Genomic DNA, 19,061 nt, shown 5'->3' with positions numbered 1-19,061 from the left:
ATAGTCCTCTGAAGTCTAAAATCAAAATTAGAAAATTTTTCTAGTGTTTCCAATTTAGTTCTCTTATAATCGAATGTATGTAAAAGTGGTAAGGAGTTGTATGAATGAGTAATGAACGATTAAGTCCCGTATTAGGAGCAGAGCGGATTCACTCAATTGATGTGATAAGAGGGTTAGCGATATTAGGGATATTTTTTGTCAATATGCCATCGTTTTTTGCACCCATTCTCTATTTAAATCCAGAAACATGGTGGACAGGGGAACTCAATCAGTGGACAAATAGTATTATTGATATTTTTGCACAAGCCAGTTTTTATACTTTATTTTCTTTTCTATTTGGCTTTGGTTTTATTTTGTTTAAGGAAAGAGCGATTGCTAAAGGCTATTCGTTTTATCCATTGATTTCAAGAAGATTAATTGTGCTATTACTTTTTGGATGTTTACATGCATTTTTCGTTTGGCACGGTGATATTTTAATCACCTATGCTGTAATTGGCGCTATTTTATTATTGTTCCATAAAGCAAAGCCGATTACCTTGCTTATTTGGGCATTAGTCCTTATCTTTGTACCAAATGTAGTTCTTGGTGGACTTATGTTTGTAGCGGTCTTGTTTGAACCAGGATTAAATGCTGTTATGTACAATGAACAGCTTGCTTTAAAATCAGCAGAAATTTATGCAAACGGTGGATTTTGGGAGATTACGATTCAAAGATTTCAAGATTGGTACTTTGTTAATAACGTTGCAAGCATATTTGTAATGATTATTACTTTGCTACCAATGTTCCTCCTAGGTGCCTTTATCGCTAAGAAAAAATGGTTTGAAGGCCGTGATGAGGACGTTAAGAAGGTTAAGATTCTTTGGTTGATCTCACTGGTAATTGGGGTTCCTTTGAAACTGCTCCCCTATTACACGGCTAAAAATCCGGCAACTGATTATTTACAGGATACAATTGGCGGTCCGAGCACTGCCCTTTTATATGCGACATCGATAGTCCTGTTAATGAGATTACCCGTTTGGAAAAGGCTGTTATCTCCATTAGCTCTTGTTGGAAGGCTTTCGCTGAGTAATTATCTGTTCCAATCAATAGTCTGTACCATATTGTTTTATGGATATGGTTTTGGATTATATGGCAAGCTACAGCCATTTACAGGTTTCCTTCTAACTATTGGTATTTACATTGTTCAGATCATCCTAAGTTATTTCTGGTTGAAAAAATTCCGATTCGGTCCATTTGAATGGGTTTGGAGAACATTAACATATGCTAATAAGGTTGATATAAGAAAAAAGGCTATTCGCTAATGCGAATAGTCTTTTTTAGTTTACCATTTTTAATTTTTTCTGTTTTGTCTTTTGATAAATATTCAATAATTGATCTAACTCTTGACTACACTTTACTGTCTCCCAAGCAGTAAAGCCGTGCCGATTTGCTAAAACTGTCATTCTTCGGCGTTTTAATTCAATTGCAATCTTCAACATGAACATTTTCATTTCTCCAATTTTTTATAGTACATTATAATCATGAATGCTTAGACTAAAGTAGTACATACAAGCCTTGTACCATTATTATACCTGCCTTTACAGGGATTAAAACAAGTTCGCTAAAACATCTTATAATGTTACAAAAACATACAAAATTCAACAAAAAGTATAGAAAGAGGAAATTCAACATCTAAAATAGAATTAAGTAAAAGACTAAATAAGAGGTGATGAAAATGAGGTTTGTAACAGCTGAAAAGAATGGAAAACAATTTATTGGAATTGTAAACGAGCAGCTTAATCAAGTTATAGATGTAAAAGTTGCTGAATTGAAAATGAAGGGCACAACAACTATTCCAGAAACAATGATCGAAGCGATTACTCAAGGGGAGGAGTGTCTTGAGAGAGTTCGGGAGATTGAATTGTGGGTTCGCGAAAATCCTGATACTGATTGTATTTATCCCATTGAAGAAATTACGTTAAATGCTCCAATTCCAAGACCGAGCAAAAATATTTTCTGTGTCGGCAAAAATTATGCAGAACACGTTATTGAAATGGGAAGTGCAAAAGATATCCCCGAGCATGTTGTAATGTTCACAAAAACACCAACAACAGTAGTTGGTCCAGAAGAAACTGTGCTAAATCATAAACATATCACTGAACAGTTAGATTACGAAGGAGAGTTAGCAGTTGTTATTGGTAAAACTGGTCGAGGCATTAAAGAAAGTGAAGCTTTTGACTATGTTTTTGGATATACAATCTTAAACGATATAACAGCCCGTGATATTCAATCAAAACATAAACAATTTTTTCTTGGAAAAAGCCTAGATACGACATGTCCAATGGGTCCAGTGCTAGTACATAAATCGTTGATTACAGATCCGAGTATTCTGTCAGTAAAAACGAAGGTAAATGGGGAGGTTCGTCAGTCAGGTAATACTAGTCAATTGATTTTCCCGATTGAAACGATTATTTCGGTCATTTCACAGGGAATGACGCTTGAAGCTGGAGATATTATTGCTACAGGAACACCATCAGGAGTGGGTAAAGGTTTTAATCCTCCACGTTTCTTAAAAGGTGGAGACGTCATTGAAATTACAATTGATGGCCTTGGAACATTGCGAAATAAAATTGAGGAATAATTGAAAGGAATAGGATTTCACAAAAAAGACATATTTACTATGTGCACAGTGAAAAAGGATAGATGTAACCTTTTGAAATTCCTGATAAACATGCTATGATAATCTCTGGAATAAAAAAGAAAAGGAGGAGTAGTACATGACACACGCACATGTTACCTCTTGGGTAGTTGCTATTATTCTTTTTGTGATTGCAGCAACAGTTTTAAATAAGGCTGGAAAAGAAAAATCTCAAAAGATTGTTAAAATGACATTACGTTTATTTTATTTATTCATTTTAGCAACCGGTTTACTGCTTTTATTTAGTGTATTTGAGATTAACGGTGAATACATAGGAAAAGCAATACTTGGCGTATTAACGATTGGATTTATGGAAATGATTTTAGCACGTTCCGGCAAGGGAAAATCAACTGGACTCTTCTGGGTATTGTTTATTATTGTATTAATCTTAACCATTGTGTTAGGAGCAAAACTTCCACTCGGTATGTGGAGTTTCTAAAAAATTTGTGAAAAAGCTACCAATCTGGGTGGCTTTTTCTTTTCTTTTCTATGTTTTTCGACAAAATCTATGCTATCTTTATGAATAGATATACATACTTCTTGAGGGAAAAAGAGTGGTGAATCTCGTATTGAGAACGAATAGCTTTGTATATAAACAATTGATAGATATCATTGAATTAATAGAGCAACACCAACTTACTACCGAAAAAATTAAAAATATTGAGGCTTTTTATGAAAAAAAGGCTAAGGAAAAGATTACGCGTTTAGCCTTTTATGATGCTGATACTGGCTTACCGAATCGTCAGCTTTTTACGAATCAAGTAGAGGCATATGTGAAAAGGTTTAAGCAGAAAAAGAAACATATTAAATTTGCTGTGTTATTTATAGATTTAGACCGTTTTAAAATTATCAATGATACAGTAGGACATTATGCGGGAGATATTATATTAAAGGAACTTGCAAATCGCATTAAAGCGTTACTCCCCAATAAGAGCTATCTTGCAAGATTTAGCGGTGATAAATTTACGATTCTAATAACCAATGATGTTGAGGTTGAAAAGATTGTTGACCTTGGACAAAATCTTTTGCATGATATCGCCAAACCAATTATGTTTGAAGCACGTGAGTTCTTTTTAACGGGTAGTATTGGAGCTAGTTTTTATCCTAATGATGGTATAACAACTGAATTGCTATTTAAGCATGCTGATACCGCGATGAACCTTGCAAAGCAGCAGGGCGGAAACAAAATGAAATTTTACCGGGCGGAAATGAATCAGCAAGTTTTGTATAAACTTGAGCTCGAAGGTTATTTGCGCAGAGCCCTTGAGAAAGGTGAATTTCATTTATGCTACCAGCCCCTTATAGATTTAGCCTCAGGAAGGGTCTATGGCAGTGAAGCTCTCTTAAGATGGGAACATCCAAAGCTTGGACTAGTTTCACCAGGGGAATTCATTCCATTAGCTGAAGAAACAGGTTTGATTCATGATATCGGCAAATGGGTTTTAACAAAAGCCTGTCAGGAAAATAAAAAATGGCATGATATGGGGTATGATTATTTAACCATTGCCGTTAATGTATCTGCTAATCAGTTTCAACAAATTAGCTTTATCGATGAGGTGAAGGAGGCATTATTAGAAACAGGTCTTCCACCGCAATTTTTAACACTTGAGCTCACAGAAGGTGTGATGCTTCGAAATATCACACACAGTGTAATTGTGATGAAAGAGCTGCAAAAGCTCGGTGTAAAGGTGTCTATTGATGATTTTGGAACGGGTTATTCATCTTTAAGTTATTTGAAGGATTTACCTATCAATACCTTGAAAATTGATCGGACCTTTATTAATAATCTGAGGGTCAATACCTCTGATATTGCGATCGTTAAGGCGATTATTACGATGGGGCATGGTTTATCTGTAAAGGTAGTGGCAGAAGGTGTTGAAACCGATGAGCAAATCGAATTACTAAAAGAACTTGATTGCCATTATGCACAAGGATTTTATATTGACAAGCCAATGAAAAGTGAAGAATTTGAGAATGGATTAACTAAACTTAAGGCATTGTAAAAATAAAAAGGGCCGTTCACGGATGAACAGCCCTATTATTATTTGCATAGTGTTGAAAGAACCGCTCTCTTTCCATTTGCTAACGTAAATTCAAAACGATCCTTCTTTAATTTTCCTCGTGAAAAGTGATGGTGAACAGATAGGAGCATTTCTGTATTATCAAACATGATAAAATTAACACCCTCATTTTCATCATTGTCTAGTTGGTACATCAATTGATTATGACAATGGATGCAATCATATAATGAGAAGGAAAGTTTATTTAAGGTAGACGTAAAGCGCAAAAACTGATCTTCTGAGAAATTCTCCAAAAGTTCCTTATAGGCAAGTGATAATTTTTTACGAAAACGAAGGCAGTCCCCATTATCAAGCTTGTAAAAATAATTATTCATTTGGATAAGGCCATCCTCCACAAAAATGCCTTTTTCCCATTTGTTCAAAGTGAAAACTTCTACTTCCTTCCCAATCATTTCTTCAAGCATAGATGCTTCATCTGTTTCTGCATCAAAGAAGATCCACTGGTCATTTATACATTCAGTCGTTCCCATAATAAAAGAGCGTTTTTGTTCATTTATGCTGCCGAGACGTTGTTGTAAATCCAATGCAAATCCTCCATCCATCATGTGTTATCTATAATAAGTTGTGTTATCCTCTTTTTAGACAAAAAGAAGGAAATTTATAACCAAGGATTTACCCATAGTTTGGATTATTTCTTCCATAAAAAAAACAGCCTGATTCATTCAGACTGTTATGTTTGCATTCTCAACAGGTGTAACAAATGATTTCTTTTCCCACGCCCGAGAACGCCATCTCCACAGCATTACGATTCCGCGGAGCCATTCATCCACAATAAAGGAAATCCAAATACCTATTAATCCTAAATCAAAATGTACTCCAAGCACATAGGCAATCGGTACACAAATCCCCCACATCGAAAGAATTCCCATATAAACCGGTAATTTAACATCTCCAGCCGCCCTTAATGCATTAATGAGGACAAGGTTAAAGGCTCGGCCGGGTTCAAGAATAATGGTTAAAAGAATGAGGACACCACCGGTTTTTATTATGTCTTGGTTATTCGTAAAGATAGAGAGCAGTGGTTCTTTAAAGATTGAAAAAATAATAGCCATTGCAGCTGAGATTAAAATTGCGAGTTTTAGACTTTTTAATGCCCTTTGATATGCATCGTTAATCTGACGGGCTCCAATCATTTGTCCAACTAAAATCTGTGTTCCCTGACTAATCGCAATACTAAATAAAAAAATGAACATCATTAGATTCTGTGCGTATACCTTCGTAGTCAGCGCTTGTGTCCCCATAATTGTAATGAAATAGGTGATAATCATCTGGGAGGAATTATAAGAGAGTTGTTCACCGGCAGAAGGTATCCCTATTTTAAGAAGGTTTTGGATATGCTGTTTTGGTAAAGTGAAAAACTTCTTAAATGGAAGACCATGATCTACTCGCTTTACTAAGAGATAGGTGATGACAAGTAAGCCTACTAATCTACTGATAGAAGTAGAAATGGCAACTCCTTCAACCCCGAGTACAGGCAATCCAAAAGGACCAAAGATAAAAATATAGTTACCAATCACATTTAGGATATTCATACCGATCGTTACATACATGGTGTCCCGTGTAAAACCATAGCTTCGTATGACTGCGCCAATCGTCATAATTAGTGCTTGGAGGAAGGAGAATAAACCTACTATTTTTAGATAGCTATCTGCTTCGTCTAATAATTCAACAGGCAAATCCATTAATAGCAAAAGCTTCTTACTCCAAATAAAAACGATAAGACTTAAAATAAGACCAAATACTAGGTTCGCAATAATTGAGACAACCGAAACTTCCGCTGCGCTTTTTTCATTATTTGCACCAAAATGTTGGGCCACTAATACGGCAGTACCGGTTGCGATAAAACCAAACATGACAATAATTAAGGATAAGATTTGATTTGCAACCCCAACAGCCGCAACGGAATTATCGGAATACATGCTTAGCATTAATGTATCTGCATTACCCATTAACATATGTAGAAGTAATTCAATAAAAATTGGCCATGTCAATGCAAACAGTGTTAATTTTTTCGTATTGATAGAAGTTGCCAAGCGGTCCACTCCCTTTGATTCATAGGTGTAAAACTATATTAGTTTATCACAGTTTAAAGAGGGAAAGATACGTAATTTTTTTGGGAATAATCCCGAATTTTTTAGATGTTAAATTTGTACAAAATTTGAACAAACCGCTGTTATATTTGATTTTTAGGGGGGAAAAGGTTACTTTTAAGTATGATGATTACTAATACGATAGGAGTTAAATGATGAAGAAGAAGTTATACATAATAGCGTTTCTACTACCATTGTTACTTATGTTAGCCATGCCTGTTGTGGCTGCTGATGATTTTAAGATAGAAGAAGAAAGTATTTATTACATAGTGGTCGATCGTTTTAATAATGGAGACAGTACGAATGATCTTGATGTGGATCGTTCAAGTCCAATCGCCTACCATGGAGGAGACATTCAGGGAATTATTGGCCAACTCGATTACATAAAGGATATGGGGTTTACCTCACTATTATTATCTCCTGTTTTTGAAAATGATTCGAATACATTTTATCCGTATCATGTAACTGACAGACAACAAATCAATAAGCATTATGGTACGAAAGATGACTTAAAACAACTTGTAAAAGAAGCACATAAGAAGGATATGAAAATTATTCTAGACCTTGGAATCAATTCAAGCGAAGGTCCTCTTGATGGTGAATTAGTCAAGACAGCATTAAGCTGGGTTCAAGAAACAGATATTGATGGATATAAGTTAGACCTCGTAGAAGGGGTTACCCCCAATGATATATCTACTTTATCAGCAGAGCTTACATCAAAAAAAGAAAATTTGATTTTAATTGGTGAGTCTGCTGGTCTAAATAATCTGAGTGAGTTTGAAGCAGCAGGACTTGATGCTGTTTTCAATCCGACACCTTATGAAGGAATCACAAGTTTTAGTGTTCCAGATCAACCTTTTAACAATGTAGAATCCATATGGGAACGGAATCAAGAATTTGAAAATACCAATTCCTTAATTCATTTCATGGATAACACGAATACAGTTCGATTTACATATTTGGCAACAGAAGCGAATGAGCACCCAGCACCCCGTTTAAAGTCAGCATTAACGTATTTGTATACAACACCTGGGATTCCTATTGTATTTTATGGGACGGAAATAGCATTAAATGGAAGTGAGCCACCGGACAATCTTGGATTAATGGATTTTCGAACAGACCAAGAGCTTGTGGAATATATAACTTTGCTATCAAAGATCCGATCAGGAGTACCTGCACTAACAAAGGGATCCATTGAATTGGTTAGAAATGATGAAGGTTTACTTGTTTTTAAAAGAGAGTTTGAGGGGCAAATAGCGTTTGTTGCAATTAATAACACAACGAAAACTCAAAGCTTCACCCTAACAACCGATCAAGTTGGACAAGACAAGGAGTTAACCGGACTGATTACAGAGGACCTTATCCGTCCGACAGATGGTGAATTTCATGTTGTTGTTAATCGTGATATCTCAGAAGTATTCGTAGTTCGGGACACGACGAAAATTAATTATACCTTATTCTTTGCAGTTTTTATCGTGCCAGTGTTAATGATTGGCTTCATTTATTTAAATAAAAAAAGGCATGGACGCATAAAACCTGAATAATAAGGAAAGCATCATCCAACATTGGGTGATGCTTTCTTTTTTATCCGTTTACAATTTCTCCACCGTTAACGTGAAGGATTTGGCCTGACATATAGGAAGCATCATCACTTGCTAGGAAGATATAGCAGGGTGCGACTTCCTCGGGCTGTCCAGGGCGTTTCATCGGTGTTGTCGAACCAAATTTCGCAACTTGATCACTTGTAAAGGTAGATGGAATAAGTGGCGTCCAAATCGGTCCTGGAGCTACTCCGTTGACACGGATTCCTTTACCGACCAATTGCATCGAAAGTGACCTTGTAAAAGAGACAACGGCTCCTTTTGTTGCAGAATAATCAACAAGTTGTTCATTGCCCTTATATGCTGTAACGGATGCAGTATTAATGATGGAGCTTCCCTGTTTTAAGTGGGGAAGAGCGGCCTTCGTTAAATAAAAATAAGAAAAGATATTGGTTCGGAATGTTTTTTCAAGCTGCTCAGCTGTGATAGCAGAAATACTCTTTTGAGGATGCTGTTCAGCTGCATTATTGACCAAAATATCTAGCTGTCCAAATGTATCAATTGTTTTCTTTACTATTTCCTTACAGAACTCTTCATTTCCAATATCACCAGATAAAAGTAAGCATTTTTGTCCTTCTTCTTCTACTTGGCGCTTTGTTTCCTTAGCATCCTCATGTTCATTTAAATATACGATGACAACATTTGCGCCTTCCTTTGCATAATGAATCGCAACTGCCTTTCCTATTCCACTATCCCCACCTGTAATAATGGCAACCTTATTTGCTAACTTATTGCTTCCTTGATAGGAATGATCCTCAGATACAGGTCTTGGTACCATTTCTGTTTCTGTTCCAGGCTGTTGATTTTGATGCTGTGGAGGCAAAATATTCTTCCCTTGACTTTTAGACAAAATAAACACCTCTTTTATGTAGTAACTGCGCCTTACTTACTTTTTTATAAAAAGGCCATTAATATACATTCAGGATAAATATTAAGTATTTATAAAAAATCAAAAAGCTCTACAAAACATCCGATATAATGAAAATAGATAGAAAGAGGGGTTATCCATGGAAAAACCTGAAAAAATTCTACTTGTTGAAGATGATAAGGAAATCGCCCGTATTGTTTGTGATCATTTACGGAAAGAAGGCTATACCGTAACTTGGGCATCAACTGGAAAAGAAGGGTGGGAGGATTTTAAAGCGGATCTATTTGACCTTGCCTTAATTGATTTAATGCTACCAGAAATGGATGGGTATACATTATGTAAAACCATTCGATTGGAAAGTGAAATTCCTTTACTCATTTTAAGTGCACGAAATGAGGATGAAAGCAAAATAAAAGGGTTAAATATTGGGGCTGATGATTATGTCACAAAGCCATTTAGTCTTGAGGAATTGAGTGCGAGAATTAGCTCCCATTTAAGAAGATATAGAAGATACAACAATAAGACAGTAAATGATAATCGCATTACTTATATGAATGGGTTGACCATTGATTTTACAAATGATCTTGTTTATTTAAACGGTGACGTTGTCCAGATAAGCTCTAAGGAGAGAGAGTTATTGTTTCTCTTAGCTAAGAATCCATTACAAACTTTTTCGAAGACAGAGATTTATGAGCATATTTGGCAGCAGGAAGATGTCGACGGAAATAATACAGTCACTGTTCATATAAAAAGCTTACGATCTAAATTAACGGATGATACACGATCAGCAAAGTTTATCCAAACGGTCTGGGGCGTTGGTTATCGTTTTATAGGAGAACACTTGTATGAGAATTAAACAGTGGTTGATGATCAGCTTTTTTATCGTAATGCTGCTTCCGGTTGTCGCCCTTTATTTTCTTTATATAAGTATAAGTAACCTCGATGATAAGCAAGCATTTGTGGAATACGTTGAGATGACCAATAAAATGGAGGAAATTGAGCCACAGCTCCTGGATCCCAATTTATACAGACCACAATCAAAAGAAATGTATGATTCTATTCAAGCTTTAACAAATGAATCTATCAAAATTACATTATATCGAGCTGATGGAGTCGTTTTGTTTTCTAGTTTACCTGAACCAGGTTCATATGGATTTCCTACAATAAACATGGAACAGGTATATCGAAATTTAAATGATCTCCAAAAGAATGCTCGTACTTATTCGTTGAAAAAACCTGTTAGTAAAGATGGCAATGTTGTTGGAATTTTTGAAATATCCATTGCTAGAGACGAGTGGATAGAAGGGGTAACAAACCGTTATATCTATTTGGGTGTACTTTTTAGTATCTTTTTTATCCTACTCTATACGATTGTAGTAATTTTATTAAATCGTAAGTTGAATCGTCCTTTAAGCCAGTTGCAAGCTCAAATGACAGCTTTTGCAAATGGGGAAAGTCCTTCAACTCAAATTCGTGAATCAAATGATGAAATAGGGGATTTAATTAAACATTTTTGGAAAATGAAAGCACAGATTGAACAAACGCAAGAGGCTTTAGCTGTTCAACAAAAGGAAAAAGAATTTATTGTGGCGTCATTATCACATGATTTAAAAACACCTTTAACAGTGATACAGGCTTATACTGAAGTCCTCCAGAATGATAGAACGCTAACCGAGCATGAAAGGGCAGAATATAAGGAAATCTTATTTCAGAAGCTTGAGTACATGAAACGTATGCTTGATGACTTAACAATGTATACTGCATTACAATCCTCTAAACAACGGACTGAGCTTGTTGAAGTAGAAGGTGAAGAATATTTTGAGATGTTGTTATCAGGATATGATGAACCATGTATTCGAAAAGAAGTTTCACTACATGTACTTCAATCTGTAAAAAAATCCTATAAGGTTGACCCAAAACAAATGGTGAGAGTTGTAGATAACATCATGGGTAATGCTATTCGTCATACTGAAACAGGTAAACAAATTTGGCTTGCTGCTATTTCAAGTGACACAAAACTACCAGATTGGGTATTTAAAGAATTTCAGGTAGAACTTGAAACATGGAGAAAAGCAGGTACCGTCATTTTAATTCAAAACGAGGGAAAAGGAATTCCGAAAGAACAACTGGACAAAGTATTTTACCCCTTTTATCAGGCAGAGGATGCTAGAAATAATGGTGGAAGTTCTGGGTTAGGATTAAGTATTGCAAAAATGTTAATGGAACAACAAAATGGAAAAATTGGAATCTGGTCAGCGCAAAAAGATGGGACATTACTGGCTTGCTGGATTAGGGAAGGAAGGGATTAATATGAAGAAAAAACGATTCTTGCTAATTGCTATTTTAATAACGGGGATTTTATCAGGTTGTAAGGGGGATATGGCTGTGTCGTCAGAAGAAATTGTCACAAAAGTCTTATCAGCAAAGGAAGGTAAGCTTTCTTATTATGGAGAAGGTGTCATAAAGCTTGAGACAAATGGTGAGGTCACTGAAAATGCTAGTTTTAAAGAGTACGCTGCAGAAGATGGAAAACGAAAAATCATTACAACAGGTCTTACGAATGACCTTGAATCATATGTGTTAAACGACGGAAACCAAGTGATTTCCTATGAAACGGGGAGTGAAACGGCATTAAGTATCGATCTAACAGAGGAAGGTATGCCGTTATTAGATGCCTCACCGAAAGAACAACTCATGACAACGCTAGATGCTATTAAAAAAACACATGAATATGAAATTGTGGGTGAAGAAAAATTAGTAGATTTAGATGTATATCATATAAAGGCAACACCGAATACAGATTCTAATTTATTTGGAGAAGTTGAATTCTGGATTGATCAAAAGACTTGGTTTGTAGTGAAATCGATGTCTGTCGTCGGAGATACGAAATCTGTGTTTGAATATAAGGTGCTCGATTTTTCACCAAATTTTAAGCAGGATACTTTCACTTTAGATATACCTGAAAATGTGACAATTACCCCAATTGAGTCACAACTTGAACCTTCTTATGGGTCACTTGAAGATGCGCAAACAGCATTAACACAACCATTCCTTGTTTTTGCGGGAGAAGACTTGACTGTCGAGAATGTTGAAGTTATAAACCTTCAAGGTGTGGTCAATCGTCCAGAAATTACTGTTTATTATTTATATGGAGCTGTCCCTTCTGTATTAGTTTCAATCTTTCCAACTCCAGAAGAAGCAGGAACGGAAATTAAACCTGGAAAATGGCAAGTGCGTGGCCAGAATGCAGAATATGATGATTTTATTGATGCGTTAAGCTGGGATGAGAACGGTCTGCGTTATACAATTATCAATCAAAATCCCGATTTAGCTATGGAAGATATTCTCGAGATGACGGAAAAAATGGTACTCAATAATGAAATGTAGGTGGGGCCATTGCTACCAAGTTGGCATTTGATCGTATTGTATATATTAGTAGGGGCAGGAATCCAAATCATTGGTTTGGTTTTCGGAAAGTTAAATAAAAAAGTAGGAACGACAATTGAAATACTCCTGGGTCTTCTTTCAATCGGGTTTGTGTTTTATCAATTTTCCTTTATGAATGGGTTCATCTATATCGCGTTTATTTCTAGTGGCTATTTTCTTGCAATCTCGCTAACTACAGGAAATGAAAAACGTATTGAAATTGAAAAAGAATTACGTCTGATAGTAGTGGAGGAAATCACTTTAAAACGGAATTTGAAGAGAATTGCATCCGATATATTAATGACGGGATTAGTTGTGTTTGGTGGTATCATGTTTTACATCTTTGGTCCTGAATATAGTCCGTTAAAATACATTATTGTTTTCGGACTGGTCAGTACATTTACAGAGGTCATAAAAAGAATCGGCAGTTATGCAACTGTAAAAATATTTTTTGACATAGAAGAAAAGCAATTATATCTCACCTCACGCTTTGAATCTCGAAAGATTCCAATAGAAGATTTGGAGGAAGTGAAACTAGAAACGAATGTAGACTTGTTAAAGCTTCATCCATTATTTACGATGTTTTCTTCTAATACTGACTTAACAACAAACTTTCAGAAGGTATTACGTCTATCTGTACCTGGGGAGACAATTTATTTAACAATCCTAGAACCAGAAAAATGGAAAAGAACGTTCGAGGAAATGACCAAAGTTGAGGAAAATGTAAAAGAGCCACAAATTGTTTTACCATTTTGGCATCGAAAAAATTTAAAACGATTAATTGGAAAGCTTTATTTTGCAACAACGGTAAAAGGTATATCAGCCTATACAGGTTTACTTCTCCTTTTATATTATTTCGAAGTTGAGCCTTGGATCATGGTTACAGTCATTTTAGCCTATTGGCTTTTTAATCTATATATATCGGACCAGGTCTTAAAGGTAGCAATGGATGCAAAGGAGACTAAGAATCCACATCTAATCGAAACCTCTCAACGGATCTTTGAAAAGGCCGGTGTTCCCAATATCCGTCTTTATGAAACCGAAAGCAGCGAGTATAATGGCCTTGCGACAGGTATGAATATTGGTAAAGCAATGGTTACCCTAACTACTGCTACATTAAAACTACCATCTGAAGCAATAGAAGGTATCCTTGCCCATGAAGCAATTCATGTCAAAAAGCGCGATGTGTTGTGGGGGCAACTTTGTAGACTCGGTTATCTTGGGATTCTAATTGGGTATGTCTTATTGATTCAAAAAAATATTACTAATATCGAGGAACATGGGATATCAATCTTTTTATCAATCTTTTTCTTAACAATTTTTTACTCGATATATCAATCTTTTTGTTCACAATGGATGGAGGTTCGTGCAGATCACCTTGGGGCATCCCTTTTGGCTGGGGGAAATGAGCAAATGTCAAACAGTTTAATTGTTTTAGCAGAGAAACAGGACGAAGCAATTAATAAATCACTTTCGTACAGTACGGTTCGCAAAGAGGAGAAAGATGAGGCAAAGTCATCGCTTGAACGAGATTCCCTAATATGGAGACTTATTGAATTTCAGTTCATGCTCCACCCACCGATGTATTGGAGAGTCCAGTCCTTAAGAGAAAACAAAGCGGGCTGGGGGAGAAAAATCCGAAATCGCTGGATGGTTGATCGTTTGAAGGAGTCAGTATCTAGATAGAAGAGGTGAGGTTATGAAAATCGCAAAGGTATTATTCGTTCTTGGGGCGCTTGTTTTCCCGTTAGGTATTTACTTATCGTCATATACCCCCGTAGGAGTGGTTTTGGCGATTGCAGGGGGACTTACAGTTTTCTTGAGTACACCTGCGATACAATCCTAGAGTAGGAGTTGAGTAAATGGATTTCCTAAGTGTAAATGATTGGATCACCCCGACAAATCCATATGCATCTCTCTTTTTTGGATTGCTGTTTACAATTTTGGTTGGGGGCGTCGTTTGGATAGATACAAGGAAATTAAGGACTCTTCTTATAGTGCTTTTAACAGGCAGTATTATATCAATCGTGGGCGTGCTTGTTTTGCAAGTTGTTGGTTTTTACTAAGTTTTAGTCAGGAGACTTTCTTAAAAGGAGGTCTTCTATTTATTTTAGTGATACGCATTATGAAGATGAAATCATAATGTATAAATTTGTAAAATAGTCATAGTTGTATGATAAGATAATGAAAAGAGAATAGGAGGAGAAAACATGGAATTAACAGTATATTTAGCTGGGCAAATTCATGACAATTGGCGAGAGGAAATTAAGGATAAAGCGAAGTCAAAAAATCTTCCGTTAACATTTGTTGGACCACAAACCGACCATGATAAGTCTGATGATATTGGAGAACAAATTTTGGGTGAACAACCTGGTAGTTATTACAAGGACGATGCAGCATCAGCCATTAATAATTTCAGAACACAAGTATTAATGCAAAAGTCTGATGTGGTCATTGCTTTGTTCGGGGAAAAATACAAACAGTGGAATACAGCAATGGATGCGAGTGCAGCCATTACGATGAATAAACCAACCATTATTGTTAGACCACCATCACTGATTCATCCATTAAAGGAACTATCCAATAAAGCAAACGTCACTGTTGAAACAGTTGATCAAGCACTAGAAGTGTTAACTTACATATTTGAATAAAAAAATGCAGCGGGTATTAGTCCGCTGCATTCTTATTATCTGTAGTTTATAAACTGCACATCAATCGGTAAATCGGCTTCACGGATGGCGTTGATAATTTGTTGAAGTTCATCTCTGCTTTTTCCTGTTACACGAACTTGATCATCCTGAACCTGGCTCTTTACTTTTAGGCCGCTATTTTTAATAATGGTGTTAATCTTCTTCGCGTTCTCCTTGTCAATGCCTTGAATGAGTTTCGCACGTTGACGTACGGTTCCACCAGATGCATTTTCAATTTTTCCATAATCAATATTACGAGTTGGAACCCCACGCTTAATCATTTTACTGATCAGAACATCCTTCAGTTGCTCCAGTTTGTACTCGTCATCAGATATTAAAACAAGTTCTTCCTTATCAAGCGTGATGTCACTTTTACTACCTTTGAAATCATACCGAGTTTGAATCTCTTTTTTTGCAATACTTATTGCATTTGTTACTTCAGGCAAATCTACCTTTGACACAATATCGAATGAGCTTTCCTTTGCCATTGCCAACCTCCAAAAAAATAGTTTATTTCCCTTGATTATAGTCAATCTTAGCAATTAGGACAACTTTTTCCAAAACAATACTAGTAAATGATGGTCGTAAACGTCTATACTATGAAAGACAATAGCAAGATAAGCTAAGTACATAAGAAAGAGGGCTTTAATAAATGAATGAATTAATACCGGGTACGGTTGTAACTTTACGTGTAGATAGAGATGCTCCGTTTGGCTATTTTTTAACAAACGGTGAAGAAGATGTGCTTTTACATGAAAATGAAATTATAGACGGATTCGATCCGGAAGAGGACGTAACTGTTTTTCTTTTTCAAGATCATCAAGGAAGACTGGCAGCCTCTATGACAATACCGACTATTCAAATCGATACCTATGATTGGGCCGGTGTAGTTGAGGTCAAACGTGAATTGGGAGTTTTTGTTGATATTGGGATTAGTAAGGATATTTTAGTCTCAAAGGATGATTTGCATGAGGTGTGGGATCTTTGGCCAGAGCCAGGCGATCAACTATATATTTCATTGCGAACAGATAAAAACGGACGACTTTTTGGAAAGCTTGCGACTGAGGATGTCATTCGTTCTATTTCAAAACCAGCTACAAGAAAAGATTTTAATAAAAACATAACTGGAACTGTTTACCGATTATTAATGGTTGGCTCTTTTATGATTTCAGAGGAAGGGTTCCTCGGCTTTATCCACGAGTCTCAAAGAACAAGGGAACCAAGAGTCGGAGAAAAGGTGCAAGGGCGAATTATTGACGTAAAGGAAGATGGGACTGTAAATGTGTCGCTAATGGGCCGAAGTCATGAAATAATGGGAGACGATGCTGGAAAAATTTATCAGTATATAGAAAGCCGTGGTGGGGCAATGCCATATTGGGATAAAAGCTCTCCCGAAGATATTTCAGCCAGGTTTGACATGAGTAAAGCAGCGTTTAAACGAGCAATTGGAAAGCTAATGAAAGAAGGAAAAGTATACCAAGAGGATGGTTGGACATACTTTAAAAAAGAAGAGTAAAGAAAAACGCATCGGCTGTTACCGATGCGTTTCGTTTCATTTTAAAGATGATCTGTTTTCTTTGAATATTGATGTTTGCCCGCCTGACGATTCTTTTCTCTCATCATATTCTTTTCATGGCGTAATGCATTGTTATCTTTTGCTTTTTTATCATTGTCACTTGTTTTTGGCATAAATAACACTCCCTTCAATCCGTTCAAATTTAGGATATCCAGTCGTTTTTCAAACTATGTAAGATTAGCTGTTTGGCAATTCGTTTAGGAAGAAGATCGAAATCGTTCCTGGACCAGCATGAGAACCAATCGCAGCACCGATTACATTAATAAAGAAGGAGTTACATCCGAATTTTTCTTCAAATAATTTCTTTACCTCAAGTGCCTCAGTTTCTACATCTCCATGACTAATTCCAATCGTTTGCTTTGATAAATCAGTCCCGCGCTCTTCCATCAACTCAACGATTCGCTTATACACTTTCTTTTTACCTCGAATTTTCTCAAGTGGGATAAGCTTTCCATCTTCAACATTTAAAAGTGGTTTTATGTTTAAAAGTCCACCAACAAAAGCGGAAGCCTTACTAATTCTTCCCCCACGTGCTAAATATTCAAGGTCATCCACAGTGAAAAGATGCTCCATATGAGTACTGTAAAATTTAGCAAGGTTCACAACTTCATCCTTTGAAGCACCTTTGCTAGCAAGCTCAGCCGCAGCTTTAACAACAAGACCCTGGCCAAGGGACGCACATTTTGTGTCCACAATTGTTAAGTCAAGGTCTGGATAATCTTCTCTTACTTCCTCGCTCATCATCACTGCTGTTTGATAGGTTCCTGACAATTGTGATGAAAAGGAAATATAGACAGCAGATTGTTTTTCTTTTGCAATTTCAGTAAAAACCTCTTTAAAACGGTGTGGAGGAACTTGGGATGTTTTAGGTGCACTCCCATTTCGCATCGCTTCAAATACTTTTACAGGGTTAATTGTTGCAATATCTTCGTAATCTTGCCCATCTAGATGAACTCCTAAGGAGAATAATGTAACATTATTTTCTTTGAAAAATTGAAGTGGTAGGTCACTACCGCTATCAGTAAGAATTCTAACGGTCAAAAGTCTCACCTTCTTTTCTTTGGTCAAATTTGAAACAAACTTGCCTATCGTAAGTGTAGCGAGTATTGGATAAAAATACAACAATTGAGGAAAAATTTTGTATGACGACTAATTTACTACTAGGATTGAAGAATGTTGTTCCAGGAGGACTATTTGAATGGTGAATAGAGAAGTAAAAAAAATATTGATTGTGACTTTTGGTGCACTACTAAATGCTGCTGCCCTAAATCTTTTTTTAATTCCAGCTGATGTTTATTCTTCTGGTTTTACTGGTGTGTCACAGCTTTTGTTTAGAATCCTTGGTGATTACACCCCAATTCATATTTCAACAGGTGTGATACTACTATTATTAAACATACCCGTTGCGATTTTGGGATGGAAAAAGGTAGGTAAGTCATTTACCCTTTATAGCTTTATTTCTGTTGCACTGACAACGTTATTCTTGGCGATTATCCCACTCGAACGCATCTCAAATGATATTTTGCTAAATGCTGTATTTGGGGCCGTCATACAAGCAATTGGAATCGGTCTTACCTTAAAGTGGGGAGCATCTACAGGTGGTCTTGATATTATAGCGCTTGTATTATCAAGATCAAAAGATAAGCCAATTGGTACCTATATTTTTACACTTAACGGGCTAATCATTATTACTGCAGGATTTTTATTTGGTTGGGAAAAGGCATTATATACACTCGTTGCTTTGTATGTGTTGACTAAGGTTATTGACACAGTACATACAAGTCATGTAAAGGTTACAGCGATGATTGTTACGAAGAAAGCGGACGAATTAAAAAGTGCAATTCATTCAAATTTAGTAAGAGGAATTACGTTGATACCTGCCAAAGGAGCATTTTCAAGTGAGACGAAGGACATGTTAATGATTGTTTTAACAAGATATGAATTATATGACTTAGAGCGTATAATAAAAGAAGTTGACCCTCATGCATTTACAAATATTGTACAAACAATTGGCGTTTATGGATTATTTCGCAAAGAGTAGTAACTTTTTAG

Annotated in this window: 21 protein-coding genes; 14 read left to right on the top strand and 7 right to left on the bottom strand. The window is 36.2% G+C overall.

The genetic code is table 11. The features are described from left to right. Window positions 1-104 precede the first annotated feature (104 nt). Entirely contained in the window at window positions 105-1,301 is a 1,197-nt protein-coding gene (locus CKJ95_RS15130; RefSeq protein WP_099354278.1) for a DUF418 domain-containing protein, read from the top strand. Window positions 1,302-1,316: 15 nt separating this feature from the next. Here CKJ95_RS15130 and CKJ95_RS15125 read toward each other — a convergent pair whose 3' ends face one another. Further along, a complete protein-coding gene (locus CKJ95_RS15125; RefSeq protein WP_099354277.1) occupies window positions 1,317-1,484 on the bottom strand; it encodes an aspartyl-phosphate phosphatase Spo0E family protein in 168 nt (55 codons plus the stop codon). A gap of 230 nt (window positions 1,485-1,714) precedes the next feature. On the opposite strand from CKJ95_RS15125, the gene CKJ95_RS15120 reads away from it, so the two are divergent. The 3 genes from CKJ95_RS15120 to CKJ95_RS15110 all read left to right on the top strand — a co-directional run bounded on the left by CKJ95_RS15120 (window position 1,715) and on the right by CKJ95_RS15110 (window position 4,680). Next, entirely contained in the window at window positions 1,715-2,620 is a 906-nt protein-coding gene (locus CKJ95_RS15120) for a fumarylacetoacetate hydrolase family protein (protein WP_099354276.1), read from the top strand. A 136-nt stretch (window positions 2,621-2,756) separates the two neighbouring features. Next, window positions 2,757-3,116: a YisL family protein gene (locus CKJ95_RS15115; RefSeq protein ID WP_099354275.1), complete on the top strand. Its 360-nt coding sequence runs from the start codon at window positions 2,757-2,759 to the stop codon at window positions 3,114-3,116. 115 nt (window positions 3,117-3,231) lie between these two features. Then, window positions 3,232-4,680: a putative bifunctional diguanylate cyclase/phosphodiesterase gene (locus tag CKJ95_RS15110; RefSeq protein WP_306475366.1), complete on the top strand. Its 1,449-nt coding sequence runs from the start codon at window positions 3,232-3,234 to the stop codon at window positions 4,678-4,680. A gap of 38 nt (window positions 4,681-4,718) precedes the next feature. On the opposite strand, the gene CKJ95_RS15105 is transcribed toward CKJ95_RS15110, so the two are convergent. Both CKJ95_RS15105 and CKJ95_RS15100 read right to left on the bottom strand, forming a co-directional pair. Then, a complete protein-coding gene (locus CKJ95_RS15105; protein ID WP_180271531.1) occupies window positions 4,719-5,282 on the bottom strand; it encodes a DUF2777 domain-containing protein in 564 nt (187 codons plus the stop codon). 138 nt (window positions 5,283-5,420) lie between these two features. Then, the gene (locus CKJ95_RS15100) at window positions 5,421-6,791 is read right to left on the bottom strand and encodes an MATE family efflux transporter (protein WP_099354272.1); all 1,371 of its coding nucleotides are present in this window, start codon (window positions 6,789-6,791) and stop codon (window positions 5,421-5,423) included. 212 nt (window positions 6,792-7,003) lie between these two features. Between CKJ95_RS15100 and CKJ95_RS15095 the strand changes: the two genes are divergently transcribed. Continuing rightward, a complete protein-coding gene (locus CKJ95_RS15095; RefSeq protein WP_180271530.1) occupies window positions 7,004-8,392 on the top strand; it encodes an alpha-amylase family glycosyl hydrolase in 1,389 nt (462 codons plus the stop codon). A 40-nt stretch (window positions 8,393-8,432) separates the two neighbouring features. Here CKJ95_RS15095 and CKJ95_RS15090 read toward each other — a convergent pair whose 3' ends face one another. After that, complete coding sequence (locus CKJ95_RS15090; RefSeq protein WP_373604857.1) at window positions 8,433-9,299, bottom strand: SDR family oxidoreductase; 867 nt, start codon at window positions 9,297-9,299, stop codon at window positions 8,433-8,435. Between the two features lie 157 nt (window positions 9,300-9,456). Between CKJ95_RS15090 and CKJ95_RS15085 the strand changes: the two genes are divergently transcribed. The 7 genes from CKJ95_RS15085 (at window position 9,457) to CKJ95_RS15060 (ending at window position 15,394) form a co-directional block, all read left to right on the top strand. Further along, window positions 9,457-10,173 (top strand): response regulator transcription factor, encoded by a 717-nt coding sequence (locus CKJ95_RS15085; protein WP_099354270.1) that lies wholly within the window; start codon window positions 9,457-9,459, stop codon window positions 10,171-10,173. Next, complete coding sequence (locus tag CKJ95_RS15080; protein ID WP_099354269.1) at window positions 10,163-11,626, top strand: HAMP domain-containing sensor histidine kinase; 1,464 nt, start codon at window positions 10,163-10,165, stop codon at window positions 11,624-11,626. Before CKJ95_RS15085 ends, CKJ95_RS15080 begins: the two co-directional genes overlap by 11 nt. Then, window positions 11,550-12,704, top strand: a complete 1,155-nt coding sequence (locus CKJ95_RS15075) for a LolA family protein (RefSeq protein WP_142353955.1) — start codon at window positions 11,550-11,552, stop codon at window positions 12,702-12,704. Before CKJ95_RS15080 ends, CKJ95_RS15075 begins: the two co-directional genes overlap by 77 nt. A gap of 9 nt (window positions 12,705-12,713) precedes the next feature. Next, complete coding sequence (locus CKJ95_RS15070; RefSeq protein ID WP_099354267.1) at window positions 12,714-14,429, top strand: M56 family metallopeptidase; 1,716 nt, start codon at window positions 12,714-12,716, stop codon at window positions 14,427-14,429. Between the two features lie 13 nt (window positions 14,430-14,442). Beyond that, on the top strand, window positions 14,443-14,589 hold the full coding sequence (locus tag CKJ95_RS23445) for a hypothetical protein (protein ID WP_180271529.1): 147 nt from the start codon (window positions 14,443-14,445) through the stop codon (window positions 14,587-14,589). A 16-nt stretch (window positions 14,590-14,605) separates the two neighbouring features. Continuing rightward, window positions 14,606-14,809, top strand: coding sequence for a hypothetical protein (locus tag CKJ95_RS15065; protein WP_099354266.1), 204 nt, complete (start codon window positions 14,606-14,608; stop codon window positions 14,807-14,809). A 144-nt stretch (window positions 14,810-14,953) separates the two neighbouring features. Further along, window positions 14,954-15,394, top strand: coding sequence for a YtoQ family protein (locus tag CKJ95_RS15060; RefSeq protein ID WP_099354265.1), 441 nt, complete (start codon window positions 14,954-14,956; stop codon window positions 15,392-15,394). A gap of 35 nt (window positions 15,395-15,429) precedes the next feature. Here CKJ95_RS15060 and CKJ95_RS15055 read toward each other — a convergent pair whose 3' ends face one another. Further along, window positions 15,430-15,921: a YajQ family cyclic di-GMP-binding protein gene (locus CKJ95_RS15055; RefSeq protein ID WP_099354264.1), complete on the bottom strand. Its 492-nt coding sequence runs from the start codon at window positions 15,919-15,921 to the stop codon at window positions 15,430-15,432. 164 nt (window positions 15,922-16,085) lie between these two features. Between CKJ95_RS15055 and CKJ95_RS15050 the strand changes: the two genes are divergently transcribed. Next, entirely contained in the window at window positions 16,086-16,949 is an 864-nt protein-coding gene (locus tag CKJ95_RS15050; RefSeq protein WP_099354263.1) for a CvfB family protein, read from the top strand. A 41-nt stretch (window positions 16,950-16,990) separates the two neighbouring features. Here CKJ95_RS15050 and CKJ95_RS15045 read toward each other — a convergent pair whose 3' ends face one another. Together CKJ95_RS15045 and CKJ95_RS15040 are read right to left on the bottom strand one after the other, a co-directional pair. Next, window positions 16,991-17,122, bottom strand: a complete 132-nt coding sequence (locus CKJ95_RS15045; RefSeq protein ID WP_099354262.1) for a DUF3941 domain-containing protein — start codon at window positions 17,120-17,122, stop codon at window positions 16,991-16,993. A gap of 64 nt (window positions 17,123-17,186) precedes the next feature. Next, window positions 17,187-18,050, bottom strand: a complete 864-nt coding sequence (locus CKJ95_RS15040; protein WP_099354261.1) for a DegV family protein — start codon at window positions 18,048-18,050, stop codon at window positions 17,187-17,189. A 157-nt stretch (window positions 18,051-18,207) separates the two neighbouring features. Here CKJ95_RS15040 and CKJ95_RS15035 point away from each other — a divergent pair, with 157 nt between their 5' ends. Then, complete coding sequence (locus CKJ95_RS15035; protein WP_099354260.1) at window positions 18,208-19,050, top strand: YitT family protein; 843 nt, start codon at window positions 18,208-18,210, stop codon at window positions 19,048-19,050. Window positions 19,051-19,061 lie beyond the last annotated feature (11 nt).

This window comes from Fredinandcohnia onubensis (assembly GCF_002734285.1).
GTDB lineage: Bacteria > Bacillota > Bacilli > Bacillales > Bacillaceae_L > Ferdinandcohnia > Ferdinandcohnia onubensis_A.
The sequence above is the reverse complement of the archived record's forward strand: the minus strand, read 5'-3'. Positions and strand labels throughout refer to the sequence as shown.

Coding starts and splice junctions, on each gene's coding strand:
- CKJ95_RS15045 (WP_099354262.1), bottom strand. CDS start 17,122: ATGCCAAAAACAAGTGACAATGATAAAAAAGCAAAAGATAACAATGCA.
- CKJ95_RS15115 (WP_099354275.1), top strand. CDS start 2,757: ATGACACACGCACATGTTACCTCTTGGGTAGTTGCTATTATTCTTTTT.
- CKJ95_RS15065 (WP_099354266.1), top strand. CDS start 14,606: ATGGATTTCCTAAGTGTAAATGATTGGATCACCCCGACAAATCCATAT.
- CKJ95_RS15085 (WP_099354270.1), top strand. CDS start 9,457: ATGGAAAAACCTGAAAAAATTCTACTTGTTGAAGATGATAAGGAAATC.
- CKJ95_RS15125 (WP_099354277.1), bottom strand. CDS start 1,484: ATGTTCATGTTGAAGATTGCAATTGAATTAAAACGCCGAAGAATGACA.
- CKJ95_RS15075 (WP_142353955.1), top strand. CDS start 11,550: ATGGAAAAATTGGAATCTGGTCAGCGCAAAAAGATGGGACATTACTGG.
- CKJ95_RS15055 (WP_099354264.1), bottom strand. CDS start 15,921: ATGGCAAAGGAAAGCTCATTCGATATTGTGTCAAAGGTAGATTTGCCT.
- CKJ95_RS15120 (WP_099354276.1), top strand. CDS start 1,715: ATGAGGTTTGTAACAGCTGAAAAGAATGGAAAACAATTTATTGGAATT.
- CKJ95_RS15130 (WP_099354278.1), top strand. CDS start 105: ATGAGTAATGAACGATTAAGTCCCGTATTAGGAGCAGAGCGGATTCAC.
- CKJ95_RS23445 (WP_180271529.1), top strand. CDS start 14,443: ATGAAAATCGCAAAGGTATTATTCGTTCTTGGGGCGCTTGTTTTCCCG.
- CKJ95_RS15050 (WP_099354263.1), top strand. CDS start 16,086: ATGAATGAATTAATACCGGGTACGGTTGTAACTTTACGTGTAGATAGA.
- CKJ95_RS15060 (WP_099354265.1), top strand. CDS start 14,954: ATGGAATTAACAGTATATTTAGCTGGGCAAATTCATGACAATTGGCGA.
- CKJ95_RS15035 (WP_099354260.1), top strand. CDS start 18,208: ATGGTGAATAGAGAAGTAAAAAAAATATTGATTGTGACTTTTGGTGCA.
- CKJ95_RS15080 (WP_099354269.1), top strand. CDS start 10,163: ATGAGAATTAAACAGTGGTTGATGATCAGCTTTTTTATCGTAATGCTG.
- CKJ95_RS15095 (WP_180271530.1), top strand. CDS start 7,004: ATGAAGAAGAAGTTATACATAATAGCGTTTCTACTACCATTGTTACTT.